Raw genomic sequence first — 15,657 nt, 5'->3', positions numbered from 1 at the left:
AGAAGAGGAGAACTTTCATTCTCCTCTCATATATTTTGATTATTAATAACCAGGGTTTTGAGCTGATAATCCACCAGCTTCCATAATAAAATCTTGTGGAAGTGGGAACAACTCATGCTTACCAACTTTAAATACTTTTCCACCGTCAGCTGCCATAGCTGCTACAGCTTGACCTGTTCTTACTAAATCAAACCATCTGTCATGTTCAAAAGCGAATTCTAATCTTCTTTGCTTCCAGATATCTAATCTTATATCAGTTTGAGAAGTAGCAGGAGTATCTCCTATATTAGCTCTATTTCTTACTTGGTTTAAGAAAGGAATAGCCGCAGACGTCTGCCCTAATTCGTTCATAGCTTCGGCTCTTATTAGGAGAATCTCAGCATATCTAAGATAACGAATATTGACATCTGTAGAAGCCTGATCTCTGTAGTTTGAAGAATAAGCTTTATAATTATAAAATTTATTATCTGTATTTGGACCTACATAATATCCATCATATAAAGTCATATCTCTATGAATAATTGTAGCATCTCTTCTTGTATCTGTTATAGAGTAAGCATCATATAGACCTTGAGTAGGAGTTGCAAATCCCCATCCCCAACCTGTAGTACCTCTTGCTCCTTGCACTTGACTGTATTGTTGAATTGCTCTTCCTGCTGTTCCTCCACTACCATTAATTTCGAAGATTGATTCAGCATTATTTTCTCCTGAAACTTTATAAATCTCCTGAAAACTTGGAGTAAGGGAATAACCTGTAACTAAATTACTCTCATCTACAGCTAATTGCCATTTTTTCTGGTATAAATAAACCTTAGCTAAAAGTGCATGAGCAGCTCCTTTTGTTGCTCTTTGCCCTCCAGTCCCTGTTGGTAAAACTTGTGCAGCTTCTTTAAGATCTTTTTCTATAAATGCATAAATTTCTTCTTTACTTTTTCTTGTAAGCGTCATTAATTTATCAGCTTCAACACCTGTTATCGGAACATGATCTACCAAAGGAACTCCTCCAAAAGATTTCACTAAAGTAAAGTACATAAATGCTCTTAAAAATTTAGCTTCACCAGCTAATCTTTCACGTAGTTGTGGATCAGCTTTATCTAATTGAGGAAGATATTTTAATGCTTGATTACATCTATTAATCCCTTGGTAATTGGAAGCGAATAACTCTTTGAATGATGGAGTTGATGCAGTAAAGCTCAAAGCGTCTAAAATATCTTTATCTGAACCAGAATCACTTGCACTAGAACCTTTATCTGCATCATCTGAAACAATAGATGTTACCCCAATCCAAGCAAAAGTACTCATATTCCAGTCTAAGAATTTAGCATAAATAGCTGTTACTAAACTATTTGCTCCTTCGTTATTATTATATATTTCACCAAGAGCAGATTCTGGAATAGATTCTGTAGGTGATACATCAATAAAATCCTCACTACAACTTTGATTAACAGCTCCTAAAATTAAAAAAGCGGCTGCTATAATATATTTCTTATTCATTTTTTAAAAATTTAGGTTAACACCAAATACAAAAGATCTCAATGTAGGATAAGCATCTAATTCTATCCCTGCACGTTTGTACGGATCACCTTCTGCCGTTGTATCAGCAGGATTATATCCTGACAATTCTGAAGAATACCCTGAATATTTTTGAAATACAAAAGGATTAATAGCACTTACGTAAAGCTTAATGGATTTCATGTAGTCAGTAACATTCTTAAATGTATACCCTACCGAAATATTATTGATTCTGAAATAATCTCCATCTTCTAAATAGAATGTTGATGCAATCGGAATATTAGCTGGGTTAACAGGATTTGCTGCATTTGTATTTGTTGGTGTCCAAAAATCATTAGCTACAGAAGCCTCAACATTTTCACCACCATTTCTTTGAGCTTTCTTGCCATTATATACTTTAAATCCAAAAGCTCCATAACCACTAAGAGCAAAATCCCAATCTTTATAAGACATTGAAATATTAACTCCTAATGTAGATTTTGGTATGTAAGAGTCAAAGAAACGCTTATCTCCCGGATCTGCACTTCCAGTAACTCCATTACCATTTAAATCTTTGAATTTTAAATTACCATTTGCATCATAACCATCTGCTTCATATAAATAGAAACTACCTAAAGCATAGCCTACAGCTGAGGCATTGAAAAGTTTTGTATCTACTCCGTTACCTAGGTTTCCTCCTACAATTTGAGAAACTGGTTTAGAAAGATCAATACTTGCAAGCTTGTTTTTATTATAAGAATAATTTGCACCAATTGAATATGAAAAGTCTTCACCCACCTTATCAGCCCAGTTAAAACTTACTTCAGCACCTTTATTCACAACACTTCCCATATGAGAATAATTTACTTCAGAAATCCCTGTTGCTAAATATGGCACTACACCCAAAATAAGATTCTTCGTTTTTCTGTTGTAAACATCAAAAGTACCAGTTAATCTATTATTTAAGATACCAAAATCTAGTCCTAAAGAAGATTCTTCAGTAATCTCCCATCCTAAATCCGGATCATATCCTTTATTAATTGTAACACCATTACTTACAGGAGAACTACCAAATGCATAATTGTAAGTAGCCCCTAGTGAAAGTGGTAAATAATTTAGAGGTACATTTTGATTACCTATTTTACCCCATCCTCCTCTAAGTTTTAATAAACTAAAGAAACCATCTTTCATAAAGTCTTCTTCAGATACAACCCAACCGGCACCAAACGATGGAAATGTTCCCCATTTATTACCATCAGCAAATTGAGAGGATCCATCTCTTCTGATTGTTCCGCTCAATAAATAACGGTTCATAAATTTGTATTGAAGTCTTCCAAAATAAGAAATTGTTGTATTTCTGTTGCCTTTTATCGATTCAAGAGCTTTCGTCTCATTATCACTATATAAGCTACCATAATAATCAACTCCACTAAGGTTCCAATAATCTTGTGAAACAGGAACATCTTTCCTATTCATAATTAAAGTCTCAAGACCATTTTTCACAGAAGCTTCTGTACCAGCTACAATTTCGATATCGTGATCTCCAACTTTTTTAGTATACGTTAAATAATTATTCAGTAACCAATTATAATAGTTTTGAGTTCTATTTGTTAATCTGGTTAATGGCGATGTTGAAGAATATTGGCTTTCAGTTCTCATCGGATCACTATCTAGCCAGAAGGATTTAGAATTTACAAAATTATAATATTTATAATTATTATATTCTCCGCTAAATTGAGATGTAAACTTTAAATCTTTAACAATATCAATGTCTAATTTTAAACCTCCTTGCAATAAGAAATTTTTTCCTTCTTGATTATCATAAGCAAGCTGCATAACCGGATTTCCTACATTGTTAAATCTTCCACCTTCATATCCAATATTACCATTAGATTTATCAATAATTGGCTGTCCATATTTTCCATTAGGATAATATACAGGAACTAATGGAGATTGTTTATAGGCGTTGGTAAAAGCTCCAAATGATTTAGGTGTATCATTGGTAAATGTAGCACTCAAAGTCTGAGATAATCTGATACCTTTAGCAATTCTAAACTCATTATTTGTTCTTATGGTTGTTCTGTTATATTTAGTTCCTTTTAGGATAGATTCTTCTTCATAATTCCCAAAACTAAAAAAATATTTTGCAGCTTCTGATGATCCAGAGATCGAAACATTATGTTGGTTATAAACTCCAGTTCTTGTAATCTCTTTAAACCAATCTGTATCATAGGGTTGATTTGGATTTAAATAGTCACTTTTACTACCTGCATTATTATAATTAGCAAACTCAGAGGCATTTGCCATTTTAATAGTTTTCAGAGGATTTCTTATTCCAATTAAGCCATCGTAAGAAACACTAAGTTTTCCTCGTCCCGATTTTGTAGTAATAATAATAACACCATTTGCAGCTCTATTACCATATATAGCTAAAGCCGCAGCGTCTTTCAAGACGTCATACGTTAAGATATCATTAGAATTAATATTATTGATATTATCTGTAAACATTCCGTCTACAACATACAATGGAGTTCTCCCCCCTAGGACAGTTCCTAAACCTCTAATCATAACGGTAGGAGTAGAACCTGGCGCATCAGAAGCTGTAACCTGCACCCCAGCTGCTTTTCCTTGAATAGCTTGTGAAGCATTTAAAACTTTTGTTCTAGTAACTTCTTCGGCACTGATTGAGCTAATCGAAGTCGTATTATCTACTTTTTTACGACTACCATATCCAATCATCACCACCTCCTCAATTTTCTGCTCTTTCGTCACAGTGTCTTTAGGAGCAACCTGCCCATTGACATTCATCCCAAAATAGAGAACGGCAATAAGACAAGAGTACTTTAAATTAGTTTGTTTCATATAGTTTAATTTTATCTTGTATAATCAATTGTGTAAAAATCAGCTTTTGGCAAATCTTATTTTCTCAAAAGAAGACTTTGGTCAAAAATATAAAAAATATCAACTGATGTTAAATTTAGTTAAATAATTTATTAAATGGTTGTTAATTTGTGAAATATGTTAAGTAAAACTAAATTTTAATAAATTACACAATTGAAAATTTTAATATAAATGAATATTTCACATTGAAGCAAAGCTTTTTTTCAAGCAAAAATCACCCAAAAAACGCTTTTAATGTCTCAAATCTATACAATCTGAACTTTGGTAGTAAAATGAACTATAATTCACAGCATAAAATCTGATTTTTTGTGAAACAAATAATTTTTTGTTAAATACACATTTGTCTTTACCTTTGGAGCGTTATTTGACAATAGTAAAAAAATTGAAAATGAAAAAATATATTATAGCCGCTGCACTAATCTTCGGAACGGGTGCAGTGATTACCACAAGTTTAAACTCTTGCTCTACACTTGCTACTACAGATTTAGGATTAGCAGTCATTAAAAGAGTTTTATTAGGCGGAATCAATAAAGGAGCCAATATTTACGGTAACAAAGAAGCATTTCTACAAAATAATTTAGTTGATAAAGCTTTACCAAAAGAGTTAAGAGACATCAACACTACTTTAGAAAAAATAGCTCCTTCTATTGTGGCTAAAGAGAGACAATACATTGCTGAAGCTGCTGTTTACACGGTAAATATTTCAAAACCTATTTTGGAAACAGCAGTTAACAGCCTTAATGCGCAAGATGTAACAAGGATTATTCAGGGTGAAAAAGGAACGGCTACATTAATTTTGAAAGAAAAAACTCAGACCCAATTGGTTCAAGCTATTGCGCCAAGAGTTGAAGAGGAACTCAATAAATACGGTATCGTAAAAACCATCAATACGGCATTATCGGGGAGCAATCTTTTAGGAAGCCTTTTGGGTGGAAATAAAACCAATGTCAACGCGGGTGGATTGAGTATGTTGGCTTCAGAACAAATTGTAAACGGTCTTTTTAATATCATCGAAGATCATGAAAAGCAAAATTCAGCGTCTTTACTTGCTCCATTTGGAAAGTAAATGAATTTTTGTTAAATTTATATATAATTAAGGAAGAAAATGGAAATATTACAAGGAAATGAAAACACAAATCCTGAAGAATTTTATAAATCATTAAAGGAAAAACTAGAGAACAATCATGATTTTCCGGAAGATTATCTGTTTAAATTCATTATCCCTACGGATGATGCTAAGCTTACAGAAATTTATAAAGTTTTCGACGGTATAAAGTTTACACTGGGAAACCGCGAAAGTAAAAACGGAAAATATACCGCATGCAATATCAACGCTTTTGTTTTGGATGCGGATCAGGTAGTCCGTATTTATCAGGAAGTTGCAAAAATTGAAGGCGTAATTTTATTGTAAGTGAATAAAATCCCAATAAAAAAAGGTTAGTTTTCATAAACTAACCTTTTTCTTTTTATAAGATTTAAAATTACTCTTAAATCTATTTTTCTATAAAGAATTTCACATTTTCGAGAGGTCTTCCCAACATAGCAACCGAGCCTTTGATAATGATTGGTCTCTGTATCAAAGACGGGTTTTCAGATAAAATCTGAAGCCATTCTTCTTCCGTATGATCTTTTCCTGCAAATTTTTCAAGATATAATTTCTCTTCTTTTCTGATGATATGAAAAACGCTTTGATTTAATTTTTTTAAAACTGTTTTCAGTTCCAAAACACTTAGAGGATCTTCCACAATATTGATGATTTCAAACTGAACACCATTTTCGTCCAAATACTCTAAAACAGCATTTGATTTTGAACAGTTTCCGTTGTGTAAGACCTTAATCATCATAATAAAATTTAAGCTAAATTATTTTAAAACAAACCGTTCAGTTCGGCATCTATTTTTTCCAAAACAAATCCAAAATCCTCCGGTCTTTCTACAAAATCAAGATCATCAACTTCGATAATCAGTAATTTGCCTTCTGTGTAATTTGAAATCCATTTTTCGTACTTCTGATTCAGTTTAGAAAGATATTCTATACTGATCGAGGCTTCATATTCTCTTCCTCTTTTATAGATTTTTTTCACCAGATTGGGCACATCAGATTTAAGGTAAATAAGCAAATCGGGTGCCGAAACAAAAGTTTTCATCAAATCAAAAAGTGATGCGTAATTTTTGAAATCTCTATCCGACAAAAGCTTCATATCATTCAGGTTTTCTGCAAAAATATGAGCGTCTTCATAGATCGTACGGTCCTGAATAATATTTTTCCCGCTTTCTCTGATCTCTTTTACCTGACGGAATCTGCTGCCCAGAAAATAAATCTGCAAAGCAAAACTCCACTTACTCATGTCTGCGTAAAAATCTTCCAGATAAGGATTGTGATCTACGTCTTCAAACTGGGCATCCCAACCGTAATGTTTGGCAAGCATCGTCGTTAAAGTAGTTTTTCCTGCACCAATGTTTCCTGTAACTGCAATATGCATATTTCTGTCTCTTTATTTTGAAATGTTAAAATCTAAAAGCCCAAATCCTGAATTTCATCCATTACTTTAAGAATATCTGATTTTTCAGATTTTTCTTTTTCCAATTTTTCGATGGATTTTTCAAGTTCTTTTTTCTGGTTTTCGGCTTCTTTAAGCTTTTTAATATCAGCGATATCTTCAAGGGTGTAAAGATAGAGTTTGTTGCCTTTTATTTCAAAATATGATAACGAATTTTTATCCACAATTTGTGCGTCGGGATCATCAAAGATTTTGGTTAAACCTTTCTCAGGATTATATTTGAATATGGTATTTTTAGCAATAATTAAAATCACTTCGTTTTCTCTGCGGAAACGTTTTGCATTTTCTACAGGAGCTTCAAAGAGTTTTTCGAACTTTAAATTATACACTCTGAACTGATTTTTAGATAAAATATAAACCTTCGTTTCAAAAACCAAAAGATCAATCACCTCATCGAAACTGGCATCAAAAGGAAAAGAATTGATGGTTGTTTCGTTTCTGAAATTATATTGAAGAAGACGTTTTGTGCTTTCATCCAGCAACCAAATCTGTTGCAGATCTTCTGCATAAGCATGTTTTATAAAGCTGAATTTTTGTTTAAAATCAATCTTCTGAATTTCATTAAGATTTTGATCCACAAATTTCATTTCCTGTGCATTTTCAGAAAAAAGTGCCACCGTTAAAGGATTTTGTATTTCCTGAACTTTAAACGGAACAGTAAACATCAGTTTGCCTAACTGTTTTCCCAGAGAATCGTATTTGGTAAAACTGAAATCTTTATTTCGGTACAGATAAAGATTTCCATAATCGTCTGAAAACATATCTTTCGTTTCCTTAAGCTTTAATGTATCAAAAGGAAGTACTTTCTGCGCAGAAACCGAACAGAAAACCAAAACCAGAAAGAGAGATATTAATTTCAAAAAAACTTTTTTACAAAGATAGCGCTCCAAAAGGAACGCTACCAATTTACATACTTTATTTTATTCAATCTGAACTTGCTTTCAATTTTAACTATTTGATGGCAACTTCATAAATTTTCGACCATTTTTTTCCAGTCACAAGCATGTTATCACCTTTAAAAGCGATTCCGTTCAATACATTTTCGCTGTCTGCTTTAGTAAAAGGATCAGCAATTTTTGTAAAATCAAATTTCCCTACCACTTCACCGTTCGCAGGATTTATTTTTAAAATAATAGGTTTGTGCCAAACGTTTGCATAGATAAATCCTTTGTAATATTCCAGCTCGTTTAATTGATCATACACTGAAGTATTTCCTGCCACTGAAATATATTTAACCATTTTCGAAGGATCATTTTTATCTAAAAAATAAAGATTTTTTGTCCCGTCTGAAGCGATAAGATTTTTTCCGTCATACGTTAAGCCCCAACCTTTTACCATCATATCCGGATAAGCAAATTCAGAAACCAGACTTAAAGTGCTTTTGTCATAAACAAATCCTTTTTTGTTTTCCCAAGTCAGCTGATACACTTTATCTCCTGCAATGGTACTTCCTTCAGAAAAAACATCATCCGGTTGTTTTGTTTCTTTAATCGGAGTATTTTCTCCAAGTTTGTAGGTAATTAATCTTGACGAACCGTATTGTCCTTCGCTTTCATATACTGTATTACCATCAAGCTGAAAACCTTGTGTAAAGTTATTCGGGTCATGAGGATACTCAGCAACTACTTCATAGCTTAAATTTTGCTCGGGGCTTTTGCTGTACACATTAATGGTTGCATCCTGATATAAAGTCTCGCCACCTTTCGTTTTAATATTAAAAGTCACGGCATTATCACCTAATGTAAAATATTTTGGGTCTACAACAAGGCTTGTAGATTCTTTTTCGCCAAAACTGATGGTAATACTTTCTGCGTTATCTAAAACATCTTTAGGAATATCCAACTTATCGCCAAAATGGTAACCTGTAGTTTCCATTGATGCGTTATAATCAGCCAGAGAAGTCAATATTTTTTCGTCATCTTTACAAGATACTACCATAAAAGACGCTGCCAAAAGTAATCCTGCACAACCTACAATTATTCTGTTTTTCATTTTTATTTCTAAAATTTTATCAAAAATAGCAAATTTTATTCCTCTCTGCTAATTTCTGATGCAGGTTGACCAAATTGCAGAATATATCCGTTGTTATCGTAGATGGCAAATTCTCTCATTCCCCATTCGAAAGTTTCAATTTCGTAGCAGATATTAGCTTTTGATTTTAAATCTTCCCAAACCTCATCTACATTTTCCACATTAAAATAAAACGAGCCGGAAAAGCCGATTCCGTTTAGTTTCTCATGTTGATTAGGTTTTGAAATCATCATCTGAATTTCATCTTTTTGGAGAGAAACCCACTGCCAATCGTCATTTCTTTCATTCAGTGAAAAACCTAAAATATAAAGATAAAAACCAACTGTTTCATCTAAATTTTCGGTCCATAAAATGGGTTGCAGTGATTTGAATTTCATCTTAAATTTAATTTAACATTAATTTAATGCGCAAATCCAGTAATTTTAGCTTCATCGAAATCGAGCTGCATTTCGATAGTTCTCATCACGTGGTCATCAAAGATTTTCTCACGTTTCATGCGGTGGAGTTCGTTTCTCTGCGCCTGAATAACTTGTCGTAAAACATCTTTATTTTCATTCATTGCGGTAGCATAATCTACTGCAGAGCCCATACATTGCGCTTTATCAGCTATCAACTTCATCTCATTTTCCAGTTTATAGATTTGATGCTTTACGAGACTATTGCTTTCTGATAATTCAGAGAAATCTGAAGTCAGTTTTTGAAGCGCAGTTTCTTTTAATTTTTTCATTAAAATAGCTTCCTGCTTTTCTTCCGGAAGCTCACTTCCTGCATCTTCAATTTTTAGGAATTTTAAAATTGGAGCAAGTAACAAGCCTTGTCCCACCAAAGTAATCAGAATGATTACAAAAGTTACAAACAGAATAATATTCCTGTGCGGAAAAGCTTCTCCTGGACTTATATAAACAGGAATTGAAAGTGCGGCTGCCAAAGAAACGACTCCTCTCATCGCTGCAAAACTGATGATAAAAGGTTCTTTCCAGTCTGGTTTTGGATTTTCCTGCCGAACTTTTTTAGATAAAAGTCTTGGAACGTAGACAATCGCATAACTGTAAGCTAAACGTGTAAAAATAATAGCGCCTCCAATCACAATACTGTAAAAAATACCTTCTGAAATTGTGTAATCTTTCATTGCTGCAACCACAATTGGCAATTCAAGTCCTATCAAAATGAAAATAATGGTATTCATTAAGAAAATAATGACACTCCAGACATTTCCGGTCTGAATTCTCGAAGTATGGCTTAAATAACAATGCGAATTATAAGACATCAATAATCCTCCAGCAACAACCGCCAAAACTCCTGAAAAATGAAAATGTTCTGCCGCAACATACATTACATACGGAACAATCAGAGTAATTACGGTATCAATATTGGAATTGGAAGGAATTAATCTTAAAAATTTTCCAAAAACCAACCCTGCTCCGATTCCTACTGCAACACCCCCAATCGCCATTGTAAAGAAATCGGTTACAGCTTCACGGAAAATAAATTGTCCCGAAATTACCGCAGCCAAAGCAAATTTAAATACAATTAAACTCGACGCATCATTAATCAGACTTTCGCCTTCTAAAATGGTGGTTATTTTTTTAGGAATTTTCATGTTTTTTAAAACAGAAGTTGCTGCAACTGCATCTGGAGGAGAATTTACACCACCTAAAAGAAATCCCATGGCAACGGTCAATCCCGGAATAATTGATGAAGAAAGATAGGCAACGACAATCGATGTTAAAAAAACCAATCCGAATGCCATTGAAAATATTTGTTTTCGCCATTTATGAAAATCCTGCCACGAAGTAAACCAGGCCGCTTCAAATAAAATGGGCGGAAGAAATATAAGAAATACCAAATCGGGCTCAATTTCTATTTGCGGCATTCCCGGAATGAAGCTTACGAGTAAACCTGCAATCACAAGAAAAATCGGATAAGCTACTTTGAGCTTCTGCCCTACCATCACCAAAATCATCACCGATAAAAGTACAGCGATGGAAATAATTACATAATCGTGAATCATGGTCTGTGATTATTTAGTTGTTATAAAAAAGTATTTTGAGTTTTTTTGAGTTTTGAAAACTCTTATAGATTCTGTTTTTAAAGACCGAATCAAAGTCTTTTTTACTTTAATTTCTTGTAAACGGAATGTTATTGTAAAAACCGATTTGAATTTGTCCACGGTTTTTATTTTCCTGAAGCTGATTCATATATCCTGCTTCAATTCTCATATTTTTATTAATGATAAATCCTAAAGCTCCATAAACTCGACTTCTATCGAAAACAGGACTGTCTAAATTAAGAAAAATCTCATTATAAGCAGAAACATAAAGAGTTTTTGGCAACATCTCTTTGTTGTTGATCGGAATATTCAATCCTAATAAATAACGGAACCTCATTCTGAAATCATCCTGTAAAAAACGTTCTTCTAAACGGTAACGGTGTTGCAGATTAAATCTTCCGAACTTCTGTTTTGTAATAAACTGCTGGAAAATACGATGCTCAATATTTTCTGACTTTTCACCTTTTACGTAAGGCTGGCTCAAAATAAAACCATAACCCAACAAAACATTATTGTTATTCTCTGTCAAATCATAACCAATTCCGGTACGAATTAATAATTGTTCCAAATCACCAATTCCATCAAAATTACGGTATTGAATCTCATTATGAAAATTCAGCTTTTTGCTGATTTTATTATTTCCAAAATACATATACCAAGCTCCCAAATCACTTTCCTGAGCAAATGACAGAACGCTTCCAAAACATAAAACAGAAACCGCTAACTTTTTTAAAAACCTCATAATTTTATTGTTACTTTTTCTTTTGTCTTAAAACAAAAGAAACAAAAATTCAAGACTTGAAATTCTTCGCTAAAAATAAAGGCTGCTCACTAAAAATTCTAAACTCGTGCGTATGTATGATTGTTGTTTTATTTCTTATTTTATCCCGCACTCAAACAATAGAATTTTCTTAACGTTCACATCCTTGATTTTCTTAACGCTTCGATTTTCTAAGTCAAAATAAATATTCAAAATGATAGAATAATTATTTTATTCATCTATCACATTCAACAAAATTAATATTAAAAATCTATAATAACAAGAAAATTATATTTCGAAATTTTTAAAGAAATATCTGCCCCATTATTTTAAGACGGAACTTTTTCTTCTAAAATATTATTCTGATTTTTATTAAAATAAGTGCAGACCATCTTGTTGAGATCCATCTTCCAACCTTCTACTCCATTTTCAGCACAGTCTTTACAAAATGTAAGGTAATCTGTTCCGCCTTGTTGATGAAGTTTTAATCTGGTTTTAAAATTTTCAAGATTTACATTTTCTGTTATTTCTAAAGCATCATATTTTTTTCCTGTTTCAGCAAAATTATTTTCAATATCAAAATATTTTGTGTTTCCATCAGCAACGAGGGTTGTGTAATGAGACACTCCCAGTTGTTTTATTTGTTGAATATAATTCGGAAAATCGGCACCGCTTTTTACTTTTTGGTGTTCGGTTTTAATTTCATCAATTGTAAATTTCATCTTGTTTTTTTTAAAGTTATATTTTTAAACGCAAAGAGTGCAAAGGTTTTATTTAAAATGTTTGAAAATATTTTCGTTCGCAAAGGCGTTTGACTTCGTCGAATCTTCGATTTCACTTAGCAAAGAAAAACTAGTTTCTTAATAGTAAAACAATAACCGACAGATAATTGCCGGTTATTGTTTTGATTTATTTCAAATTTGGAGTATAAATTTTAAGAATGTTGTTGCATTTTCGCAGGGTCATCATAATTTACCATCCAGTTGATGTCAAATTTATCGGCGAACATTCCGAAATATGCTCCCCAAAAAGTGTCAGCAAGAGGCATAGTAACATTTCCGCCTGCAGAAAGTCCGTTAAAAAGTTTATCGGCTTCTTCTTTAGAATCTGCATTAATAGACACTGAAAAATTATTTCCAACTTTTAAGCTTGAAGCCCATTCTCCACCTGTATCACTTCCCATCAATATGGTTTCTTTTGAAATCGGAAGAGAAACGTGCATAATTTTGTCTTTATCTTCCTGAGACATTTCTTTTCCTTCTTGTGGAGGCATTTCGCCAAAAGTTCCGATGTAAGGATATTCTCCACCGAAAACCGATTTGTAAAAATCGAAAGCTTCTCTGCAGTTCCCGTTGAAGGTAAGATAAACATTTACTGCTGCCATAATATAGTTTTTATTTGATTTGAGATTGAGGTTCGGGTTTCGAGGTGCGTGATTCGAGGCGCGGAATTCGGAAATCGAACCACGGAACACGCATTACAAATTAACGGTGTTGATCGATAAGAATCATATTTCCGTCAGGATCTTTCAGGAAAATATGTTCCGGACCCGATGTAGTTTCGTCTGCGGTTTTATCTAATTCTACTCCGCTTTCTTTCAGTTTTTTTTGAATTTCTCTTACATCATCAAATTCCTCAAGATTCTGAGCATTTTCATCCCATCCCGGATTAAAAGTCAACATATTTCCGTCAAACATTGCCTGAAAAAGACCGATTAACGTACTTCCGTTTTTCATGATGAGATAATTATTTTCCATACCTCCCCCCATCGCAGAAAAACCTAATTTTTCGTAAAATTCTTTTGATTTTGCCAGATCTTTTACGCTTAAGCTTAGCGAAAACACGCCTAATTTCATATGTTTTTTTATTGTTTTTTATTTAAAGCTAATTTATATCCCGCTAAAACCAGTATCCAAACTAAAATCCCGAGAATCCAAAACCAAATAGGTGTTGGTAAAACCGTCATATTGTAAATCGTAAAAACAAGAAAAACAATTCCGCAAATTATTGCTGCGGTAGGTTTTCCGTCTTTCGAAATTTTAGTAGCAATAAATCCCGATACCAAAGCTCCCACAGCATAGCCAACAATCACCATAAATTTTCCTAAAAAGGGTAAGGTTTCAATATAGCTTTTAAAACCTTCCATATCATTCGGCTTCATTCCGTCAGGATAAGGATACATCATATGATTAAGCGTTTCAATCGCCCAAATACAAATGGAAGCTACGATAACTCCGGCAAAGACCGCTAATATTTTTCTTACCATAATTATTGATTTTTTAAGCGTGTTTTAAAATCTAAAGTTTTGTCATAGCTTTTCCAGTCGCCAATTAATTCGATGTATTGGCTTTGAATTTTTTCGGATGTTTTATTCCATTTAAAAGTATAAATAAATTTACCTGTAAAAACTCCGGAATGTTTGCCTTTATTTTCTTCTACCAACTCATAATCGCCATAAACAACACCTTTTTTCTTAGCATCTTTATATTTGGTGATTTTAAGTTTTCCTTCAAATTTTGAGTAGTTATTCTCCACGACAGTATATCCTGAAACGAAATATTCCTGATCGTTTTTCTTATCCTGCTCAGAAATATTTATTTTAAGTTTAATAACTTCTTTATCGTTGCCGATAGTTCCTACATAAGGCTTTGAATTATTGAGCCAAACGCTGGAAATATTTGGCATCTGCGCAAAAGCAAAATTGGAAATGAAAATGATGAAGAATAAAATTTTTCTCATAATTTGTGGTTTTAAACTCCGAACTGACTCAGATGGTGATTAAGGTGTTTCGCAAACATATTATTCCATTCCTGAGATTTTAATTTTCCAAAAGAAAACGATTCTTTCCCGTCAAAAGCTGAAGCTCCTAATTGTTGTGTTTTTTGAATAAAGCCAATCAGCCTCTTTTTTTCTTCTTCAAAATCTTTTCTTTCTTTAATGATAAACTGAGGTGCAGTAGGAGAATCATGTGGATAAGCTTTTTCGCCCACCACTTTTGGTTTTACGAAAGTTTTCAAAATAAACTTGGCAATAGATCCCGGTTTTTTGTGCTTTTCGGGTTCGTAAACCATTTCGTAAGACACACAGCAATGTGCCAACATTTGATCTACCGTCATTCTTCCCCACAAACCGTGCGTTTCTTCTACAAGATTATTTATTCTATTGATATAATTCTGAGCATCTTTTGCGTCAAATACGTTTTCCATTTTAGTCTAAATCTTTAAAAACAAATATATCAGTTTTTTTGTTTCGTTTAAAGATTTTTTTTGAATTTGGACGGTGAATTATTAACAAAACCGTAAAAATAAAAAACTCCATGCTATGTGCATGGAGCTTAAATAATTTATTTCTGAATTGCTTTTTTCATTGCTGCATCGGGACGCAAAATTCTGTATCGAACCTCTAAGTCTTTAGGTACATAGAAAACCAATGGTAATTTGCTGTTATATCTTACAATTTCGGGTTGTAATGAAACAAACTTCTTTGTCTTTTTCTGATCCGGACAAGCCATTAACGTTCCGCCTGTTTCTCCGTTAGATTCTACTTCATAATAATTGTAACCCCAACCTTGCAAATCCTGAGAGGTAACTTTTCCCATTAGAAAATGGTTGTTACAATCCAGTAATTTTTCAACACCTACAAAAAATTCAACTTTCAAATCATTTTCGTTTTTCGCAACAGGCAATTGAATATAAACTTGCTTAAAGCCTTCTTTAGCTTTTGGAAACATCTCTATCTGAAGCTTTTCAAATTTTTCTGTTTTTTTCTTCTGAGCAGAAACGTTACCTACTACAAACATCATCAATACTACAGATACTGCTTTTAAAAATTTCATAATTGTTTGATTTAAAATTTACAATTTCC

At 33.0% G+C, this 15,657-nt stretch carries 18 protein-coding genes; 2 read left to right on the top strand and 16 right to left on the bottom strand.

Going from position 1 to position 15,657, the window contains the following annotated elements; genetic code table 11:
* Positions 1-42: 42 nt before the first annotated feature.
* Positions 43-1,494: a RagB/SusD family nutrient uptake outer membrane protein gene (locus B5X64_RS13365; RefSeq protein WP_079465727.1), complete on the bottom strand. Its 1,452-nt coding sequence runs from the start codon at positions 1,492-1,494 to the stop codon at positions 43-45.
* Positions 1,495-1,497: 3 nt separating this feature from the next.
* Positions 1,498-4,353 (bottom strand): SusC/RagA family TonB-linked outer membrane protein, encoded by a 2,856-nt coding sequence (locus B5X64_RS13360; RefSeq protein ID WP_079465726.1) that lies wholly within the window; start codon positions 4,351-4,353, stop codon positions 1,498-1,500.
* A gap of 427 nt (positions 4,354-4,780) precedes the next feature.
* Here B5X64_RS13360 and B5X64_RS13355 point away from each other — a divergent pair, with 427 nt between their 5' ends.
* Together B5X64_RS13355 and B5X64_RS13350 are read left to right on the top strand one after the other, a co-directional pair.
* Complete coding sequence (locus B5X64_RS13355; protein ID WP_079465796.1) at positions 4,781-5,458, top strand: DUF4197 family protein; 678 nt, start codon at positions 4,781-4,783, stop codon at positions 5,456-5,458.
* A gap of 39 nt (positions 5,459-5,497) precedes the next feature.
* Positions 5,498-5,803: a DUF493 family protein gene (locus B5X64_RS13350; protein WP_079465725.1), complete on the top strand. Its 306-nt coding sequence runs from the start codon at positions 5,498-5,500 to the stop codon at positions 5,801-5,803.
* An 82-nt stretch (positions 5,804-5,885) separates the two neighbouring features.
* Here B5X64_RS13350 and B5X64_RS13345 read toward each other — a convergent pair whose 3' ends face one another.
* The 14 genes from B5X64_RS13345 to eco form a co-directional block, all read right to left on the bottom strand.
* On the bottom strand, positions 5,886-6,236 hold the full coding sequence (locus B5X64_RS13345; protein WP_079465724.1) for an ArsC/Spx/MgsR family protein: 351 nt from the start codon (positions 6,234-6,236) through the stop codon (positions 5,886-5,888).
* Positions 6,237-6,259: 23 nt separating this feature from the next.
* The gene (locus tag B5X64_RS13340) at positions 6,260-6,874 is read right to left on the bottom strand and encodes a deoxynucleoside kinase (RefSeq protein WP_079465723.1); all 615 of its coding nucleotides are present in this window, start codon (positions 6,872-6,874) and stop codon (positions 6,260-6,262) included.
* Between the two features lie 32 nt (positions 6,875-6,906).
* A complete protein-coding gene (locus B5X64_RS13335; RefSeq protein ID WP_079465722.1) occupies positions 6,907-7,812 on the bottom strand; it encodes a hypothetical protein in 906 nt (301 codons plus the stop codon).
* 91 nt (positions 7,813-7,903) lie between these two features.
* Positions 7,904-8,944: a glutaminyl-peptide cyclotransferase gene (locus B5X64_RS13330; RefSeq protein WP_079465721.1), complete on the bottom strand. Its 1,041-nt coding sequence runs from the start codon at positions 8,942-8,944 to the stop codon at positions 7,904-7,906.
* 35 nt (positions 8,945-8,979) lie between these two features.
* Positions 8,980-9,360 carry a VOC family protein gene (locus B5X64_RS13325; RefSeq protein ID WP_079465720.1) on the bottom strand — a complete coding sequence of 127 codons (381 nt, stop codon included), beginning with the start codon at positions 9,358-9,360 and terminating at the stop codon, positions 8,980-8,982.
* Between the two features lie 23 nt (positions 9,361-9,383).
* Positions 9,384-10,994, bottom strand: a complete 1,611-nt coding sequence (locus tag B5X64_RS13320; RefSeq protein ID WP_079465719.1) for a Na+/H+ antiporter — start codon at positions 10,992-10,994, stop codon at positions 9,384-9,386.
* 106 nt (positions 10,995-11,100) lie between these two features.
* Entirely contained in the window at positions 11,101-11,775 is a 675-nt protein-coding gene (locus B5X64_RS13315; protein WP_079465718.1) for a DUF2490 domain-containing protein, read from the bottom strand.
* Between the two features lie 347 nt (positions 11,776-12,122).
* On the bottom strand, positions 12,123-12,515 hold the full coding sequence (locus B5X64_RS13310; RefSeq protein ID WP_079465717.1) for a DUF1398 domain-containing protein: 393 nt from the start codon (positions 12,513-12,515) through the stop codon (positions 12,123-12,125).
* A gap of 212 nt (positions 12,516-12,727) precedes the next feature.
* Complete coding sequence (locus B5X64_RS13305; protein WP_079465795.1) at positions 12,728-13,177, bottom strand: VOC family protein; 450 nt, start codon at positions 13,175-13,177, stop codon at positions 12,728-12,730.
* A 100-nt stretch (positions 13,178-13,277) separates the two neighbouring features.
* The gene (locus tag B5X64_RS13300; protein WP_079465716.1) at positions 13,278-13,649 is read right to left on the bottom strand and encodes a VOC family protein; all 372 of its coding nucleotides are present in this window, start codon (positions 13,647-13,649) and stop codon (positions 13,278-13,280) included.
* A gap of 8 nt (positions 13,650-13,657) precedes the next feature.
* Positions 13,658-14,059 (bottom strand): hypothetical protein, encoded by a 402-nt coding sequence (locus tag B5X64_RS13295; RefSeq protein WP_079465715.1) that lies wholly within the window; start codon positions 14,057-14,059, stop codon positions 13,658-13,660.
* Between the two features lie 2 nt (positions 14,060-14,061).
* Positions 14,062-14,532 (bottom strand): hypothetical protein, encoded by a 471-nt coding sequence (locus tag B5X64_RS13290; protein ID WP_079465714.1) that lies wholly within the window; start codon positions 14,530-14,532, stop codon positions 14,062-14,064.
* Between the two features lie 11 nt (positions 14,533-14,543).
* Positions 14,544-14,999 carry a DUF1569 domain-containing protein gene (locus B5X64_RS13285; protein ID WP_079465713.1) on the bottom strand — a complete coding sequence of 152 codons (456 nt, stop codon included), beginning with the start codon at positions 14,997-14,999 and terminating at the stop codon, positions 14,544-14,546.
* A 137-nt stretch (positions 15,000-15,136) separates the two neighbouring features.
* Positions 15,137-15,628, bottom strand: a complete 492-nt coding sequence (gene eco, locus B5X64_RS13280; RefSeq protein ID WP_079465712.1) for a serine protease inhibitor ecotin — start codon at positions 15,626-15,628, stop codon at positions 15,137-15,139.
* Positions 15,629-15,657: the final 29 nt, after the last annotated feature.

Source organism: Chryseobacterium balustinum (assembly GCF_900168205.1).
Lineage (GTDB): Bacteria > Bacteroidota > Bacteroidia > Flavobacteriales > Weeksellaceae > Chryseobacterium > Chryseobacterium balustinum.
The sequence above is the reverse complement of the archived record's forward strand: the minus strand, read 5'-3'. Positions and strand labels throughout refer to the sequence as shown.